At 64.4% G+C, this 16,183-nt stretch carries 16 protein-coding genes; 6 read left to right on the plus strand and 10 right to left on the minus strand.

Features of this window, described 5'->3' with window-relative positions; translation table 11 throughout:
* Window positions 1-74 precede the first annotated feature (74 nt).
* Window positions 75-869 carry a phytanoyl-CoA dioxygenase family protein gene (locus LB526_RS28920; protein ID WP_224630588.1) on the minus strand — a complete coding sequence of 265 codons (795 nt, stop codon included), beginning with the start codon at window positions 867-869 and terminating at the stop codon, window positions 75-77.
* A gap of 91 nt (window positions 870-960) precedes the next feature.
* Here LB526_RS28920 and LB526_RS28925 point away from each other — a divergent pair, with 91 nt between their 5' ends.
* Complete coding sequence (locus tag LB526_RS28925; RefSeq protein ID WP_224630589.1) at window positions 961-1,872, plus strand: LysR family transcriptional regulator; 912 nt, start codon at window positions 961-963, stop codon at window positions 1,870-1,872.
* Between the two features lie 66 nt (window positions 1,873-1,938).
* The gene (gene ubiA, locus LB526_RS28930; protein WP_224547059.1) at window positions 1,939-2,922 is read left to right on the plus strand and encodes a 4-hydroxybenzoate octaprenyltransferase; all 984 of its coding nucleotides are present in this window, start codon (window positions 1,939-1,941) and stop codon (window positions 2,920-2,922) included.
* Between the two features lie 167 nt (window positions 2,923-3,089).
* Here ubiA and LB526_RS28935 read toward each other — a convergent pair whose 3' ends face one another.
* From LB526_RS28935 to LB526_RS28945, 3 genes are all read right to left on the minus strand, one after another.
* On the minus strand, window positions 3,090-3,656 hold the full coding sequence (locus LB526_RS28935; protein WP_071074058.1) for a DUF6101 family protein: 567 nt from the start codon (window positions 3,654-3,656) through the stop codon (window positions 3,090-3,092).
* A 185-nt stretch (window positions 3,657-3,841) separates the two neighbouring features.
* A complete protein-coding gene (locus LB526_RS28940) occupies window positions 3,842-5,275 on the minus strand; it encodes an FAD-binding oxidoreductase (protein WP_224630590.1) in 1,434 nt (477 codons plus the stop codon).
* A 79-nt stretch (window positions 5,276-5,354) separates the two neighbouring features.
* Complete coding sequence (locus LB526_RS28945; RefSeq protein WP_224630591.1) at window positions 5,355-6,317, minus strand: L-threonylcarbamoyladenylate synthase; 963 nt, start codon at window positions 6,315-6,317, stop codon at window positions 5,355-5,357.
* 171 nt (window positions 6,318-6,488) lie between these two features.
* On the opposite strand from LB526_RS28945, the gene LB526_RS28950 reads away from it, so the two are divergent.
* Window positions 6,489-6,989, plus strand: coding sequence for a hypothetical protein (locus LB526_RS28950; RefSeq protein WP_224630592.1), 501 nt, complete (start codon window positions 6,489-6,491; stop codon window positions 6,987-6,989).
* Between the two features lie 99 nt (window positions 6,990-7,088).
* Window positions 7,089-7,478 carry a hypothetical protein gene (locus tag LB526_RS28955; RefSeq protein ID WP_224630593.1) on the plus strand — a complete coding sequence of 130 codons (390 nt, stop codon included), beginning with the start codon at window positions 7,089-7,091 and terminating at the stop codon, window positions 7,476-7,478.
* A gap of 94 nt (window positions 7,479-7,572) precedes the next feature.
* On the opposite strand, the gene LB526_RS28960 is transcribed toward LB526_RS28955, so the two are convergent.
* Both LB526_RS28960 and glyS read right to left on the minus strand, forming a co-directional pair.
* Window positions 7,573-7,896, minus strand: coding sequence for an ATPase (locus tag LB526_RS28960; protein ID WP_224630594.1), 324 nt, complete (start codon window positions 7,894-7,896; stop codon window positions 7,573-7,575).
* Window positions 7,897-8,162: 266 nt separating this feature from the next.
* A complete protein-coding gene (glyS, locus tag LB526_RS28965; RefSeq protein ID WP_224630595.1) occupies window positions 8,163-10,487 on the minus strand; it encodes a glycine--tRNA ligase subunit beta in 2,325 nt (774 codons plus the stop codon).
* Between the two features lie 252 nt (window positions 10,488-10,739).
* Between glyS and LB526_RS28970 the strand changes: the two genes are divergently transcribed.
* Window positions 10,740-10,922: a hypothetical protein gene (locus LB526_RS28970; protein WP_224630596.1), complete on the plus strand. Its 183-nt coding sequence runs from the start codon at window positions 10,740-10,742 to the stop codon at window positions 10,920-10,922.
* Here the strand turns inward: LB526_RS28970 and LB526_RS28975 are convergent.
* Window positions 10,919-11,842 carry a glycine--tRNA ligase subunit alpha gene (locus LB526_RS28975; RefSeq protein ID WP_224630599.1) on the minus strand — a complete coding sequence of 308 codons (924 nt, stop codon included), beginning with the start codon at window positions 11,840-11,842 and terminating at the stop codon, window positions 10,919-10,921. The genes LB526_RS28970 and LB526_RS28975 overlap by 4 nt on opposite strands.
* Window positions 11,843-12,035: 193 nt before the next feature.
* Between LB526_RS28975 and LB526_RS28980 the strand changes: the two genes are divergently transcribed.
* Window positions 12,036-12,497 (plus strand): GNAT family N-acetyltransferase, encoded by a 462-nt coding sequence (locus LB526_RS28980; protein ID WP_224630597.1) that lies wholly within the window; start codon window positions 12,036-12,038, stop codon window positions 12,495-12,497.
* Window positions 12,498-12,977: 480 nt separating this feature from the next.
* On the opposite strand, the gene LB526_RS28985 is transcribed toward LB526_RS28980, so the two are convergent.
* From LB526_RS28985 to LB526_RS28995, 3 genes are all read right to left on the minus strand, one after another.
* Window positions 12,978-14,753: a tetratricopeptide repeat protein gene (locus LB526_RS28985; protein ID WP_224630598.1), complete on the minus strand. Its 1,776-nt coding sequence runs from the start codon at window positions 14,751-14,753 to the stop codon at window positions 12,978-12,980.
* Window positions 14,754-14,956: 203 nt separating this feature from the next.
* On the minus strand, window positions 14,957-15,373 hold the full coding sequence (locus LB526_RS28990; RefSeq protein ID WP_224546935.1) for a DUF1284 domain-containing protein: 417 nt from the start codon (window positions 15,371-15,373) through the stop codon (window positions 14,957-14,959).
* A complete protein-coding gene (locus LB526_RS28995) occupies window positions 15,370-15,978 on the minus strand; it encodes a biotin transporter BioY (RefSeq protein ID WP_224546925.1) in 609 nt (202 codons plus the stop codon). Before LB526_RS28995 ends, LB526_RS28990 begins: the two co-directional genes overlap by 4 nt.
* Window positions 15,979-16,183 lie beyond the last annotated feature (205 nt).

Consider the following 16,183-nt stretch of genomic DNA (forward strand, 5'->3'; position numbering starts at 1 on the left):
CATGCGATTGCCGGCGCAAATATAGCCGACCCATCAGAAATTGCTGTGTCCCCAACTTGGTCTGAAAAAATGCCTCAGCTTTGGAAAACGATGGGAAACCAATCCTCGCGCAGTTTCTGGCCGGGCTTCATGTCGTGACCCGGATAGGGCGGCGAGGTGCGGCCGGGACGTTCGACATAATGTGCGTCGTCGCCGACCCAGCGCAGCGACAGTGCCCGGCGCCGCGCCGCCGTCAGGTTGCCGCGCGCACCGTGCGCGGTGCGGAAGTCGAACAGGATGGCGTCGCCCGGCTCCATCTCCCATTCGAGCACCTTCATCGACGGGTCGTTGTCGGGGTCGGGCACAGGCAGGTAGTCGCCCTCGCCGGCGTAGAAGTTGTCGTCGTTCAGCCAGCGCACCGGCAGCACCATCTTTTCCCATTTGTGCGAGCCGGCGATCAGCCTCAGCGTCGCTTCCTTCACCGGATCGATCGGGATCCAGAAGCTCACCGTCTGGCTGCCGTCGACGAAGTAGTAGGGAATGTCCTGGTGCCACGGCGTCGGCTTCTGCGTGCCCGGCTCCTTGACCAGCACGTGGTCGTGGAAGAATTGGGCGCTGCGCGACTGCATGACCGCGGCTGCGAGCTCGGCGGCCGGCGACTCGCGCACGATCCTGACGAATTCCGGGATGCGCTCCCAGTTGCAATAGTCGTCGAAGAAGCTGCCCTTGCCGCCGGCGATGTCGGAAGCGGCGGCGCTGCGGTTGCGCATATTACGCTCGATGCCGTCGGCGATGACATCGACCCAGTCCTTGAAGGCGCCGCGAATGCAGACCGCGCCGTCGCGCTGATAATCGGCAATCGTCGAGGCATCGATCTTCGGGCTGGCCATGGCGTGCTCTCCTTGAGTTGACAAGCGACTATGGCAAGCGCCCGACATCGGGTAAAATAATAACTTGCCATCTGGTTTATAGTTATAGCCTATGAGACTGACCCTCGCGCAATTGCGCTATGTCGTTGCCGTCGCCCGCTATGGCAGCGTGACCGCGGCAGCCCAGGCGTTGAACGTGTCGCAGCCGTCCATCTCGGTTGCGATCGACAATGTCGAGGACGCACTGGGCCAAAAACTGTTCGTGCGCCAGCGCGGCAGCGGCGTTTCGCTGACATCCTTCGGCCGCAGGGCCGTGGCCAAGGCGAGGCAGGTGCTGGGCGAGGCGGACGAGCTGGCGGCGCTCGGTTCGCGTGACGCCGATGTCGGCGGCGAGCTGGCGCTCGGCTGCTTCGAGGATCTGGCGCCCTATTTCGCGCCGGCGCTGATGCGGGCCTTCGCCGAGCGCTGCCCGGCCGTCACCGTCGTCATCGGCGATGAAACCTTCGAGACATTGGGGCGGCGCCTGGCCGACAGCGCCGTCGACCTCGGCCTCACCTATGATCTCGGCCTTCCAGGCCATTTCAAGCGCATTCTGCTGCATGAATTGCGGCCGCACGCGCTTCTGCCCGCCGGCCATGTGCTGGCGGACAAGCACGCCGTCAGCCTGGCCGAACTCGCGCAGCATCCGCTGATCACCACCGACCAACCGCATAGCTGGCAGCATATGCTGGACCTCTTCCTCAGCCGCGGCCTGTCGCCGGTCGCGCGGGCGACGACGAGTTCGTTCGAGCTGCAGCGTTCCATGGTGGCCAACGGCTTCGGCGTCGCGGTCAGCTATACGAGGCCCTATGGCGACCGCAGCTATGACGGCCTGCCGCTGGTCTGCAAGCCGCTCTCCGATCCGCTGCCCATGCAGCGCATCATCCTGACCCACGACACGCGCCAGCGCCTGTCGAAGGCAGCGGTCGCCTTCATCGAGGTCGCCAAGGCATGGTTTGCCGGTCACGATGTTTTCACCGCCTAGGTTTTCAGCGCTTGAGCGACAACGCGGCCGCTTGACGACGCCCTTAGCTGCTGCCACTCCAGCGTGATGGAAACCGTCCAGTCGAAAGCGATCCAGGGCCGTGTCGCCGACGCGCCGAGCGGCCATTGGGTCTACCGCGTGCTGCCGCGCTGGCTCTGGCCCTATGCGCAGCTTGCGCGCTGGGACAGGCCGATCGGCTGGCAGCTGCTTTTGTGGCCCTGCTGGTGGTCGGCAGCGCTTGCCGCGGGCGCCTATCCGCGCCCGACCGACCCGCTGCTGACGCTGCTGCCGACGCCTTGGTATCTATTGCTGTTCTTCATCGGCGCTGTCGCCATGCGCGGCGCCGGCTGCACCTATAACGATCTCGCCGACCAGGACATTGACAACCAGGTCGAGCGCACGCGCTCGCGGCCGCTGCCCGCCGGCAAGGTGACACGCCGCCAGGCCTGGGCTTTCGTCATCATCCAGGCGCTGGTGGGCTTGGCCGTGCTGTTGCAGTTCAACGGCTTCGCCATTCCGCTCGGCATCGCCTCGCTGGCGATCGTCGCGGTCTATCCTTTCATGAAGCGCATCACTAACTGGCCGCAATTGGTGCTGGGGCTGGCCTTCTCCTGGGGCGCGCTGATGGGCTGGGCGGTCGAATTCGGCGATCTCGATGATCCGGCGATCATGCTCTATATCGGCTCGATCCTGTGGGTGATCGGCTACGATACGATCTACGCGCATCAGGACAAGGAAGACGACGCCATCGTCGGTGTGCGCTCGACGGCGCGGCTGTTCGGCGACAACACCAAGACCTGGCTCACCGGACTCTATGGCGGCGCGCTGGTCTGCTTCGCCATCGCCTTTGCATCCGCCCAGGTGCCGATCGTGGCGCTGGCCGGGCTGATCGCCGCCGGCGCGCATATGGCGCGCCAGATCATCCGACTCGACATCAACAATCCGGACCAATGCCTGAAACTGTTCAAGTCGAACAACCAGGTCGGCTGGCTGATCTTCCTCGGCCTGATCGGCGGGTCCGTGTGGATTTGGCTGAAGCCGCTGGTGTAGCGGGCTCCCCCTTCCCCCCTTGTGGGGGAAGGTGTCGCCGAAGGCGACGGATGAGGGGTGCTCCAGAGGACACCAGCGTCTCACTCCGCTGGAGCACCCCTCATCCGTCTCGGCGCTGCGCGCCGATCCACCTTCTCCTACAAGGGGAGAAGGAAAAAAGTGCTGCACTACTCCCTTGCGATAATCTCCTGGCCATCGATGACCAGCCTCAGGCCCAGGTTGCCGGCCTTGCGGCGGGCGAGGAAGCGCGGGCGGCGCGTGGTGGAAACACGGCCCTTGCGGCGCTCCTGCGGCGGCAGCGCCTTGATGGCGGCGCCGAGCGATTCTTCCAGGGTGCGGGCAATGCCGTCGGCCTCGATCAGCAGCATCGGCAGGCGATAGGCATCGGCCCAGGCGCGCCAGTCGGCGGCGACGTCGTCGAGGTCGTCGGCGACCAGGAGCGGCACCGACAGCATCGGATCATTGTGGAGGAGCTCGAGCGTCACGGTCACGTTGCCGTCGGGATCCTCCATGGCGCGCGCGGCGACGCCGCGGAACGCATTGGGGGGCAGCGCGATGATCGCCGGCACGCCGCTCATCTCCAGCACACGGCGGATGACGGCGCCGCGCTGGTCGATGGTGAAGGTCACATCGCCATAGTCGTCGCGGGTGGCATAGCTCACCATCTGCGGCAGGCGAAATGGGTCGAGACGCATGTTGCGCCCGGCCCAGACTGGCTTCAGTCCAGTGTTCATCGATGTCTTCCCTGTTAGTCCTGAGGGCCGTTTTCCGGTTCTCTCAGGGCCGGTTTTTCCGGCCTCGTTATGGGAAGAAACATTAGCGCTCGCTTCTTACCGGCGCGCTTAAGAAAGTCGGTTAAATTTTGCTGATCTGAGCCAATGGTTATCGGAATGCGACCGACCGCCGGATGAGGTGAGGATCAGATAACCTTACCGGGATTCATGATGCCTGCCGGATCGAAGGCGGCCTTCACGCGGCGCATCAGGTCGATCGCCATCGGCGGCGCCGTGGCGATCAGCTCGTCGCGTTTCAATTGGCCGATGCCGTGCTCGGCCGAGATCGAGCCATGGAAGGAGCGCACGACATCGTGCACGGCCTGGTTCATAGGGTGGTAGAGTTCGAGGAACGCCTCGTCCTGCCAATCCACGGGACGCGAGATGTTGTAGTGCAGGTTGCCGTCGCCCATGTGGCCGAAGCAGACGACGCGCGCGCCGGGGCAGACTCCCTCCACCACGCCGGCCGCCTTTTCAATGAACTCCGGGATCGAGGCGATCGGCACCGAAATGTCGTGCTTGATCGAAGCGCCTTCGGGCTTCTGGCATTCGGGAAGCGTCTCGCGGAAATTCCAGAAGGCGTCGCCTTGGGCAAGGCTTGCCGATACTACCGCGTCGCCGACGACGCCCTGATCGAGAGCCTCGGCCAGGACTTCTTCGATCAGCGCCCTGCCGTCTTCCTCGGAGCGGCCGGAAGAGACCTGCATCAGCACATACCACGGCCAGTCGTCGGCCAGCGGCCGCGTGATGCCTTGCCCGTGCTTGAGCGTGAAATCGTATGGCCTTTTGCCGATCAGCTCGAAAGCGGTGAGCGATGCGCCGGCGCGATCCATCGCCAGGGTGAACAGCGAAAGCGCATCTTTCGGCGACGATGGCAGGCCGGCAAAGGCCACCTCCCTGCCCTTCGGCTTCGGGAACAATTTCATTACCGCGGCGGTGATGACGCCGAGCGTCCCTTCGGCGCCGACGAAGAGGTTCTTCAGATCGTAGCCGGTGTTGTCCTTCTTCAGCTTGCGCAAATCGTCAAACACTTCGCCGGTCGGCAGCACCACTTCGACGCCGAGGCAGAGCTCGCGCGCATTGCCGTAGGCAAGCACGCCGGTGCCGCCGGCATTGGAGGAGAGATTGCCGCCGATCTGGCAGGAGCCCTGGGCAGCGAGCGAGAGCGGAAACAGCCGGTCGGCGGCGTCGGCCGCTTCCTGCAGCGTCTGCAGGATGACGCCGGCCTCTGCGGTCACCGTGTTCGACAGGACATCGATCTCGCGGATGCGGTTCAGTCGCGACAGCGAGACCACGATGTCGCGGCCGGATCTGTCCGGCACCTGGGCGCCGACCAGCCCGGTGTTGCCGCTTTGCGGCACGATCGGGGTTCCGGTCGAGGTTGCCAGCCGCATGATGCGGCTCACTTCCTCGACGCTGCCGGGGCGCAGCACCAGCGATGTCCGGCCGTGCCAAAGGCCGCGCCGCTCGGTGATGTAAGGCGCGATGTCGGCCTGATCGCGCAACGCATATTTGTCGCCGACGATTGCCGCGAAGCGGTCGATGAGGGCGGGATCGAGGTCCAAGGGCTGATCGTTCATGGGCGGCGAGACTAGAGCAATTCCAGGAAAAGTGCGAAGCGGTTTCCGTCCGGAATTGCGTCAGAACAGAGAGATAGACTCAGGCCGGCTTATCACGCGGCGCGGCGGCGCGGGCGAGCCGGTCATTGATCGCCTCGCCCAGGCCCTCGAACGGGATCGGCTCGACGGCGATGGTCGCGGCGCCGACACGGTCGAGCGCCTGCATATAGGCAAAGAGGTTGCTTGCCGCTTCGCGCAGGTCGCCCCTTTCAGAGAGATTGCGCAGCGCAACGGCCCGTTCCCAGCCCTCGGCGCGGTTGCGGCCGAACGCAAGCAACGCCTCGCCTTCGGCAATTTTTCCGACATTGAGCCGCATCGCGGCGCCCGGCGCGTAATGCGAGGCAAGCATGCCCGGCGCCTCGATGCCGCTGGCGCCGCGCGACAGCTTCGCACCGGCCACCGCCTCGATCTCCTCGGCGCCGATGCCGCCGGGCCGCAGCAGCCGCAACTTGCCGTTCTCGACCTTGAGAATAGTCGATTCCAGGCCGACCGGCGTCGCGCCGCCATCAACGACCAGCCTGATCCTGTCGCCGAGATCGGCGGCGACCGCCTGCGCTGTCGTGCCGCTGATTTTCCCGGAGGAATTGGCGCTCGGGGCTGCGAGCGGCCTGCCGAGCCGGGCGATGAGCTCGCCGCCAAACCCACGCGGCATGCGCAGCGCGATGGTGTCCAGCCCCGCGGTGACCAGCGGGTGGATGCCGTTGCCGGCGCGCTGCGGGAGCACCAGCGTCAGCGGACCCGGCCAGAAGGCTTCGGCCAGTTTTGCCGAGAGCGGATCGAAGCCGGCGATACGGTCCGCCATCGCGCGATCGGCGACATGGGCGATCAGCGGGTTGAAGCGCGGCCGACCCTTGGCCTCGAAGATGCGCGCCACGGCAATGCCATTGGTGGCATCGCCGGCCAGGCCGTAAACCGTCTCTGTCGGGATGGCGACGACGTCGCCCCCTTCGAGCAGCGCCAATGCCTGCTCCATAGCCTCGCCGACCGCCAGTATCTCAGCCAAATCCGCCACCAGTCCTGAACATGCCGGTCCCGTAATACGGCCGCTTGCATCGGGCAAGTGCGGGCATTGGCGATTTATCAATCCCTAAAATGTTAAGTTCCCGTGCAAGCCGGCTTCAATCGGACGGCCCTAGGGTGCGGGTTCAATGCGGTTGCGGCTTGGGAGTTTGTAATGCGTTTGCTCGGAGCTTTCGGTATCAGCCTTCTGGCGATGAACGGCGCGGCACATGCCTCGTCAATCGTCGTGGTGGCACCCTCGACCTCGACGCCTTCGGTTATCAGGCTGAATGCGATCGACCCGACCAAGCTGTCCGCGGCCTCGGCGCCGTCGATGATAGCGCTTGGCGAGCCTGTGCCCGCCGTCACCGACGAAAAGGTCGCGGCAATCCCCGCGAAGTCCGGGCGCCAGCAGGCCCCGATGATCATTCGCGGCGGCATTGTCGGCGGCGCTTTCGAAACGCCCGCGGCGGCCAAGCCCACAGCACCGGCAAACACTACCGCCGCCGCGCCGGCAAACGGCACCACGCCGGCAACGCCCGCGAACGGCACAGCGTCCGCTTCGAACGGCAACAGCGGAACCGGCGGACAGCCGGCCGCGACGGCCAATGCGTCGGGCGGCGGCGCGCAGCCGCAAGGCGCCCCGTCGGTGCCGCGCGTCGGCAAGGCGATGTAGATCACACTGGATCCGGCCCTGGTATGCTAGGCGCTTAAGCTGTCCGATTCCCGTGATCGGATCGGGCACGATTGCGCCGGCATTTCAAAAGGGGGTTTCATGACTGTTTCGAAAGCAATGACCGTTGCCGCAATGTTGGCGGCGACGACACTGGGCACGGGTACGGCACGGGCCGACGACATGCTTGGCTCTTACACCGCGCGGATTTCTGACCGCGATCACCGCGCCAGCGACCGCTACCCGCTCGGCAGCGCGGCGCAGATGGTGCGGCAGGACCGCGCCAACTGGCATAAATTCCACCGGCGCGACAGCGACGACCAGGGTGATGCCTGGTTCCGCAGCGACGGCTCGCGCGCCGACCTGCAGCGCATGCTGGAACGCGGCGGCGCCATGAGCAGCTCGACCCGGCGCGCCATCGTCAATGGCGAGCCGTTGATCGAGGTCGATGTCTATCCGGACAGCGTGCGGGTCAGCATAGTGGAGGATTGACGGGTCAATCTTCCTGGAAGACCGACAAGAGCCGCACCGACGAAAAAAGGGCGACGCGCGACGCCGCCCCTCGTACTTCAGACAGAGGGACGGCTCAGGCCGCTTCTTCCTTGTCGTCATCGTCGGACTCATCCTCATCGGCTTCGTCCTCATCATCGTCGCCATCTTCATCCTCGTCGTCGGACTCATCGTCGCCCGAGGCTTTGGCTTCTTCGTCGCCGTCTTCGTCGCCTTCATCTTCATCGTCCGGCTCGTCGTCGGCCGAGGCAGTGGTTTCCTCGTCGCCGTCTTCGGACGGATCGGCGGATTCGACCGCCGCGGCGGCAGCGTGGTCGAGAAGGTTTTCGGAAGCGGATTCGATCGCCTCGGCGGCGGCCGGGGTCTCTTCATTCAGGTCGATATCGTCAACGGAATTCATGGCATGCCTCCGTGTTTGGGGAATGTCTTACGGCGTGCCCAGCGAAACGATTTCGGGCAACGCGCCTTAAGTCTTTGGTTGATGCATGTCGTTGCCCCAGGACCGCTCAGCGCTTCTGGACGACATGCACCTTTGTCCCATGCGGAGGTCATCGTCATATGACTGTAAGCCGGCTCCGGCGCATTAAATTTCGGGCGCCGAATTGTTCAAGCCTGCCGGCATCCTAGCCGATGTGGGCAGGCTCGAATGTGCGGTTTTCCGAGCCGTCAGCCGACGATTTTTGAAAAATCCCCGACCTGGTCGGTGGCGGCGCGGATGCGGGCGAGCAGCGCCAGACGGTTGGCGCGCACGGCCTGGTCCTCATCATTCACGAGAACACGCTCAAAGAATGAATCAACCGGTTCGCGCAACACGCTAAGCGCCAGCATGGCGGCAGAAAAATCTTCGTTTTGAATTGCTTGGCCGGCTTCCTTCTCGGCCTGATTCACCGCGGCAAAAAGCTTCTTTTCCGCCTCCTCGCGGAACAGCGCCGGCTCAACGGTCCGGGCGATTGCTGTTTTCTTCTTCTCCTCGGCGGCCAGGATGTTGGCGGCGCGCTTGGTACCGGCAAGCAGGTTCTTGCCCTCCTCGGTGTCGAGCAAGGAGCCGAGCGCCTCGACGCGGCGCACGATCTGCAACAGGTCGTCGTTCGGCGATTGGCCGATCTCCCCCCTTGTGGGGGAGATTGGGCGCGAGCCCGCTGACAGCACGGCATCGATCAAGTCATGCCGTGCACCGCTTTCACGCAGATAGACTTTCAGACGGTCGTGGAAGAAGGCGAGGAGGTCGGACGACTGGTCCGCGCCGCCTTTGAAGTTTTCAAAGGCCTTGGCGAAAACAGACGTCAGCGCCAGACGAATCCGGTTCTCGACGAGTACCCTGACCACGCCAAGAGCCGCACGTCGCAGCGCGAACGGATCCTTGCTGCCCGTGGGCTTTTCATCGATCGCCCAGAAGCCGGTGAGCGTGTCGAGCTTGTCGGCGAGCGCGACGGCAACCGAGACCGGATCGGTCGGCACGCGGTCGGATGGGCCTTGCGGTTTGTAGTGCTCCTCGGCGGCCGCGGCGACCGACGGATGCTCGCCCTGCAGCAGCGCATATTTGCGGCCCATGGCGCCTTGCAGCTCGGGGAACTCGCCGACCACTTCGGTTTGCAGGTCCGCCTTGGCAAGCACGGCGGCACGGCTTGCGAGCGCGGTAATCTCCCCCCTCGAGGGGGAGATGTCGCCGGAGGCGACCGTCGGCGCCAGTTCCTCAGCCAACCGCTTGATACGCTCAACGCGCGCGCCTTGCGTGCCCAGCTTCGCGTGAAAAGTCACGTTGAGATGATCGAGGCGCGCCATGCGCTGGTCGAGCGGCTTCTTCAAATCCAGGTCGAACTTCGCCGCCGACTCAGCGAGTTGATCGAGGTCGGGCAAATCGCCTTGATCGGTCCGCCAGAAATAGAGCGCATCGGACAGGCGCGCGCGCACCACCTTGCCGTTGCCGTAGGCGATCTCCTTGCCGCCGTCGCTCGCCTCGATGTTGGCGACCAGCACGAAGCGGTTCGAAAGCGATTGGCCAATCTCCCCCCTAGAGGGGGAGATGCCCGGCAGGGCAGAGAGGGGGGCCTCGCGCTGAGTCCCCTCTGTCGGCTTCGCCGACATCTCCCCCTGCGAGGGGGAGATCGGGCGCGACGTCACGAAACACTTCTGGTTGGCGCGGATAGTGAGGCGGATGACCTCGCCCGGAATGGTGAGGAAATCCTGCTCGAACTCACCCATCAGCACGGCCGGCCATTCGACCAGGCCGGACACTTCCTCCAGCAGGCCCTCGTCCTCGACCAGGTCGAGGCCGTTGGCAAAGGCGATGTTGCGGGCATCGGCCAGGATGATCTCCTTGCGCCGGTCGGCATCGAGCACGACCTTGGCCGCCTCCAGCTTCGCCACATAGTCGTCGAAGCGGCGCACGGTGATCGGGCCCGGCGCATGGAAGCGATGGCCATAGGTGATATTGCCGGCGCGGATGCCGTCGATCTCGAAATCGACGATCACCGGCTCCTCGGTCTCCGGCCCGAAGGTGCAGACGATCGACTGCAGCGGCCGTACCCAGCGCAGCGAGCCGGGTTTCGCCGAGGCCGGCCCCCAGCGCATCGATTTCGGCCAAGGGAAGGCGCGGATGATGCCCGGCACCAGCTCGGCGATGATTTCCTCCGCCGCCCGGCCCGGCTTGGAGATATGGGCGACGTAGAAGTCGCCCTTCTTGGGGTCGGAATGGACATGCGCCTCGGCGATCGACGAAAGGCCGGCCTTGCGAAGGAAGCCCTGCACCGCCTGCTCGGGCGCCGTGGTCGAAGGACCCTTGATCTCCTCGCGGATGTCCTTCGAGCGCGCGGTCAGGCCACGGATGTCGAGCGCCAGACGCCGCGGCGTCCAATATTCGCGCGCCGCCTCATAGGTGAGACCCGCCTCGACCAGACCGTCGGTCAGCATCTTCCTGAGGTCGCCGGCCGCCTTGCGCTGCATGCGGGCGGGAATTTCCTCGGAGCGAAGTTCGAGCAGCAAGTCGGGCATTGATTGGCTCCCTCCCCTCCCCTTGATGGGGAGGGTCGGCGCGAAGCGCCGAAACGAATGGGCGGGAAATAGCAACTCGGCCGCCCGCTGTCACCCCGCCAGCAGATCGCCTCTTCGACCGATTTCGCGGAATTTTTCGGCCCGCTGTCGGAACGGCGCGGGGCTGCCCGTCCTTGGGGCAGAACTTCCCATGAACCGAACGCTGCGCTGAAGCGACAAACGCTCAGGCAGAGACCTATTGGCTGAACGGCGATGAAGACGGTATCGAGAACCCTGCAGATCCTGGCGCTCAGCGCCTGCTTCGCCGCCCAGGCGCATGGCACGATCACGATGCCGGGGATCAGGCAGGCCATGCGCACGATCGACGGCGCATCGGCGCAGATCGTATTGCCGGCCGGCGCTGCCATCGCGGCCGCGAAAGCCGTATCGGCTTAGGCCGCCGCCAGCCCGCCCGCCCGCGTCTTGAGGAACGCTTCGCCGCAGGCCTTGGCCAGATTGCGCACGCGCAGGATGTAGCTTTGCCGCTCGGTGACCGAGATGACGCCGCGCGCGTCGAGCAGGTTGAAGACATGGCTTGCCTTGATGCACTGGTCGTAGGCCGGGAAGACCATGCGATGCATCGCCAGATTGTCGCTTGGCTTGGGCGTGCCGGCATCGAGCAGCGCCTTGCACTCGGCCTCGGCGTCCTCGAAATGCCTCAGCAGCATCGCGGTGTTGGCGAATTCGAAATTGTGGCGCGAATATTCCTGCTCGGCCTGCAGGAAGACGTCGCCGTAAGTGACCTTCTCGGCGCCCTCGCGGCCATTGAAGTTCAGATCGTAGACATTGTCGACGCCCTGCACATACATGGCGAGCCGCTCCAGGCCGTAGGTCAGCTCGCCCGCCACCGGCGCGCATTCGATGCCGCAGACCTGCTGGAAATAGGTGAACTGCGAGACTTCCATGCCGTCGCACCAGCACTCCCAGCCGAGCCCCCAGGCGCCCAGCGTCGGGCTTTCCCAGTCGTCCTCGACGAAGCGTATGTCGTGCAGCAGCGGATCGACGCCGATTGCTTTCAACGAGCCGAGATAGAGCTCCTGCAGGTTCGGCGGATTGGGCTTCAGGATCACCTGGTATTGGTAATAATGCTGCAGGCGGTTCGGGTTCTCGCCGTAGCGGCCATCCTTCGGGCGGCGCGAGGGCTGCACATAGGCCGCGTTCCAGCGCAGCGGGCCCAGCGCGCGCAAGGTGGTGGCCGGATGGAAGGTGCCGGCGCCGACCTCCATGTCGTAGGGCTGCAGGATGAGGCAACCATAGTCCGCCCAGTAATTGTGCAAGGTCAGGATCAGCCCCTGGAAGGAGCGGCTGGGATGCATATGGGCGGGAATTTCGATGGTCACGGCGGCCTCGGAAAGCGCGGGATGACGCTTCCCTAGTTGCCGGGCCGCCGAGCGTCAAGGCGGGAGGCTCGCGCCCGGCAAGGCGGAAAGCTTTGCGGCGGGCTGGCCCATTGCCGTCGAGCGGCGGCCGCCGTTTGCTCCGTTCCAGCTCAACCACAGAGGTTTCGCTATGTCCGGTCAACTCACCATACGACCCGTCACACGGCAGGATTACGAGCAGTGGCTGCCACTGTGGGACGGCTACAACGCGTTTTACGGACGCTCCGGGCCGACATCGCTTGCCGGCGAGATCACGCAGATGACATGGTCGCGTTTCTTCGATGCCTATGAGCCGGTGCATGCGCTGGTGGCCGAGCAGGGGGGCAAGCTCCTCGGCCTCGTGCACTATCTCTATCATCGCTCGACCACATCGATCGCGCCGAGCTGCTATCTGCAGGACCTCTTCACCACGCAGGCCGCGCGCGGCCACGGCGTCGGCCGGGCGCTGATCGAAGGCGTCTATGAGCGCGCCAGGCAAGCGGGCGCGAACCGCGTCTACTGGCTGACGCATGAGACGAACCACACCGCGATGCAGCTCTACGACAAGATCGGCGAGAAGTCGGGGTTCGTCGTCTATAGAAAAATGTTCTAGTTTCCTCGACACAGGGAAAGGCAGCTGTTTGTCGGCGCAAGATTGTCACCGGTCATTTCCACGACAACCGCTGAGATTGGTTGAAGCCTTCCAACCTCGTCATTTCAGGGCGGAGCAGCTGCGAAGCGACGTCGCAGAGACCGTGGAATCCATTCCGTGACCTGAGCCGCGGAGTGCAGCGGAGCAGAATTCTGCACCGCAGCAGCGCTCAGAAGTCACGGAATGGATCCTCGGGTCTGCGCGCGTCGCTTCGCTCCTTGCTCCGCCCGTGGATGACGACGGGCTGGGCATTTCGGCCCAATCTCCAACGCATGCCGCCTGCCAACGCAAACACAGCCTACGGGTTGAGATTTCTCCGTTCGGGAACTGGCGTTTGCCGGCATTCCAGTAGGGCCGGACCGACCTTAAGCTCCACAGATGCCAAGCTGAAATAAAAACGGGGCCCGTCGAGCCCCGTTTTCTTGAACGCTGGCGAGAGGCTCAGCCTTTCGGCGCGGGCGTCGGCTCCGGCTTCACTTTGGGGGTTTCCTGCGCGGTGTTGGATTCGATCGGCGGCAGGCCCTTGAGCAGCTTCTGCTGCAAAGTGGCGAGCACATCCGGATCGGGCTTCAGGTCGCGTGCTTGCGTCCACTGATAGGTGGCCTCGAGCTTGCGGCCGACGCGCCAGTAGGCATCGCCGAGATGATCGTTGAGGACCGGATCCTCGGGCTTCAGCGAGACGGCGCGCTCCATCTCGCGCACGGCGTCGTCGAAGCGGCCCATGCGGAAATAGGCCCAGCCCAGCGAATCGACGATGTAGCCGTCGTTCGGCCGCAGATCCACGGCCTTCTGGATCATCGCCAGGCCTTCCTTGAGGTTCATGTTCATGTCGACCCAGGAATAGCCGAGATAGTTCATGACCTGCGGCTGGTCGGGCTGCAGCTCCAGCGCCTTGCGGAAATTGGGTTCCGCCTTCGGCCATTCCTTCAGCCGCTCATAGGCGATGCCGCGCTGGTAGAAGATGTTCCAGTTGGCGGCGGTCGGCGTCTTCAGCTGGTCGACAGCCTTGTCGTAGAGACTGGCGGCCGAGCGGAAATCTTCCTTCGAGCCATAGACGCCGCCAAGCGCCAGATAGGCGCGCATGTCGTCCGGGTGCCTTTCGAGATAGGCCTTGAGATGCGAAATCGCCTCATCATGCTTGTCAAGATCGGCAAGGTTGAGGCCGATCTGCAGGTCGGAGAGCTCCTTCAGCGGCGAGGACGCCGGAATGCGGCGGTAGAGCGAGACGGCGCCTTCGCCGTCCTTAAGCTGCTCGGCCACGGCGGCAAGCTGCACAAGGGCTGCGTCGCTGTCCGGCTTCAGCGCCAGGGCATATTGCAGATAGAGCCGCACAAAAGGCTCGCCGCCGCCGCGGTTGAGCGCGGTGGCAAGGTCAAGCAGGATTTCGGATGCGCCGTCGGCCGGACCGGTGACGAGCGGCTCGATCTTGTCGCCCTTGCTGATGCGGTCGCGCAGCGTGGTGATCTCGAGCTTGCCCGGCGCGAAGGCCTCGGCCTGGTTCAACACCGCCAGCGCCTTCGACTTGTCACCCTTGCGGACCAGGAACGAGGCATAGGCCTGCGCATTGCGCATCCAGGTTTCGGGCGCGGAGCCGCCGGCCGCGGTATCGGCCATGGTGGCGGCGTAAAGTTCCTCGGCCTTGTCGTTCAGGCCGGCGGCGTCGGCGATCAGCGCGCGGTGGAATGATTTGAACAGGCCGAACCAGTCCGGACCCTTGAGCTTGTCGATGGAGTCCATGGCCTCGGACGCGTTGCCGGCACCTTCCTTGGCCCAGCCGTCCATGACGCCCGAGAGCAGCCGGTCGAGATCGGATTCCAGCGAGAGCTTCAGCCAGTACTGCGCCTTGGCGTAGTCCTTCTTGTGGAAGGAATCGATGGCCAGAGCCAGGCGCGAGAAGCGCTCGACGTCCGGCACTTCCTTCAGCTTATCGGCATAGACGAGCGATTCCTCGAAGCGGCCTTGCGCGACCAGAGCCAGCATCAGGCTCTGCTGCAATTCCTTGTCGTTCGGCGCAAAGGCCAGCGCCTGCTTGTAATAGGCGATCGCATCGTCGAGATCGTTGTCGCTTTCGGCGATATGAGCCGCGAGATAGGCGCCCGAGAAAGACGTGATCTGCAGCGGTCGGGCCTCTTCCTTGGCCTGGACCGGCAGCACCCAAAGCGCCACACCGGTCAAAAATGCCAGCCTCGTCAGCCAGCGCGCACGTCCTTGCCGCATCGTATCCCTTTCAGCCAGATGCGATCCCGCCCTTGGCGGACCGCCCACAGACTCGCTCTTTTCCGGTCAAAGCATGGCCTTTTTGGGGTCAGGCTTCAATTGCCGGGCGAATCACAATGCAATCATCCGGCTTAAAAAACGATGCCGCGCCAGCGAAAATCCCGCGCGCAGGCCCGGGACGCCCATATGCGGCATCGGATTGCCTACAGATAGGTATCGCTGAATCCGCTGGCGGCAACCGTATCGCACAGGCCGGACCATTCGCAGCCAGAGCACGCCTGGCGCGTCAGGCCGGCGGAAAAAGCCTTGCGCATCCCCGCCAGTTTGTGGGCGTCCAGCACCAACCGGTCTCCGGCCTGGATCGGCCGCCCGAGGAGAGCGCCAACATCGCGCGCCGCCATCCGGTCCCGCTCGGCGGCGCTCTCGCGCAGGCAATGCGGCTCCGGCTCACCGAGCAGCGGGGCGCAGACGTCGTCCGGACCGGCAACGATCACCACCGCCTCGCGCTCACCCAACCGCTTCACCACCTTGTCGTAATTGGCGGTGAAGGCCGGCGAGTAGCCCTTGCCGACATAGGTCAGCAGGCAGAGCAGATGATGGGCGCGCAGCTTGACGGTCATCGCGTCCCGGACGAGCGGTCGCCTTGCTCCGCACGATAGGTGGAAAAGAGCTTCAGCGTCGCCGCCCCCAGCGCCGACTTGAGCAGGCCGCCGACGATGAAAGGCACGAAGCCGAAGGTGATGGCCTTTTCAGCGCCGATCATGACGGCAAGCCAGGCGGTGCCCAGAACCAGGCAAAGCAGGTTGCCGATGAGCATGGCAGCGAAGGCAAGCATGACGCGGTTCCCGTTCCAGCCGCGTTCGGCCAGCCAGCCGACGACAGCGCCGACGACCGGAAAGGCGAAAAGATAGCCGCCGGTCGGGCCAACGAAATGCTGTATGCCAGCGGCGCCGCCCGCAAGAACCGGGAAACCGGCGGCGCCCTCGACGAGCCAGGCGGCGATGGTCAGCGCACCGAAGCGCCAGCCATAAAGCGCGCCGACCAGGGTGACGGCGAAGGTCTGCATGGTGACCGGGACCGGCACCATCGGCACCTCGATATAGGACGACAGCGCCAGGAACAGCGAACCAAGGATCACCGCGCCGATCTGCCAGGCGAGCGAACGGCTGTGCAGCCGCAATGGGCTGAAGGAGGGGTTTTGGGTCGAAATGGCTGCGTTGGTCACGGTGTCTTCCTTGGCTCGTGTGAATTATAGATAATGTTTCGACTTCATCTATTATCGAATCCATATTTTGAAACGAATGGCAAGCGCCTGCCCTCGAATTCGTCATTCCAGGGCGGAGCAAGGAGCGGAGCGACGCGCGCAGACCCTGGAATCCTGTGTGTTGGTTCTGGTGTATGGTTGAAGTGGGAAGGAGACCGAATGAATC

The organism is Mesorhizobium sp. CA6, from assembly GCF_020165035.1.
Lineage (GTDB): Bacteria > Pseudomonadota > Alphaproteobacteria > Rhizobiales > Rhizobiaceae > Mesorhizobium.

Coding starts and splice junctions, on each gene's coding strand:
- LB526_RS28920 (WP_224630588.1), bottom strand. CDS start 869: ATGGCCAGCCCGAAGATCGATGCCTCGACGATTGCCGATTATCAGCGC.
- LB526_RS28925 (WP_224630589.1), top strand. CDS start 961: ATGAGACTGACCCTCGCGCAATTGCGCTATGTCGTTGCCGTCGCCCGC.
- ubiA (WP_224547059.1), top strand. CDS start 1,939: ATGGAAACCGTCCAGTCGAAAGCGATCCAGGGCCGTGTCGCCGACGCG.
- LB526_RS28935 (WP_071074058.1), bottom strand. CDS start 3,656: ATGAACACTGGACTGAAGCCAGTCTGGGCCGGGCGCAACATGCGTCTC.
- LB526_RS28940 (WP_224630590.1), bottom strand. CDS start 5,275: ATGAACGATCAGCCCTTGGACCTCGATCCCGCCCTCATCGACCGCTTC.
- LB526_RS28950 (WP_224630592.1), top strand. CDS start 6,489: ATGCGTTTGCTCGGAGCTTTCGGTATCAGCCTTCTGGCGATGAACGGC.
- LB526_RS28955 (WP_224630593.1), top strand. CDS start 7,089: ATGACTGTTTCGAAAGCAATGACCGTTGCCGCAATGTTGGCGGCGACG.
- LB526_RS28960 (WP_224630594.1), bottom strand. CDS start 7,896: ATGAATTCCGTTGACGATATCGACCTGAATGAAGAGACCCCGGCCGCC.
- glyS (WP_224630595.1), bottom strand. CDS start 10,487: ATGCCCGACTTGCTGCTCGAACTTCGCTCCGAGGAAATTCCCGCCCGC.
- LB526_RS28970 (WP_224630596.1), top strand. CDS start 10,740: ATGAAGACGGTATCGAGAACCCTGCAGATCCTGGCGCTCAGCGCCTGC.
- LB526_RS28975 (WP_224630599.1), bottom strand. CDS start 11,842: ATGCATCCCAGCCGCTCCTTCCAGGGGCTGATCCTGACCTTGCACAAT.
- LB526_RS28980 (WP_224630597.1), top strand. CDS start 12,036: ATGTCCGGTCAACTCACCATACGACCCGTCACACGGCAGGATTACGAG.
- LB526_RS28985 (WP_224630598.1), bottom strand. CDS start 14,753: ATGCGGCAAGGACGTGCGCGCTGGCTGACGAGGCTGGCATTTTTGACC.
- LB526_RS28990 (WP_224546935.1), bottom strand. CDS start 15,373: ATGACCGTCAAGCTGCGCGCCCATCATCTGCTCTGCCTGCTGACCTAT.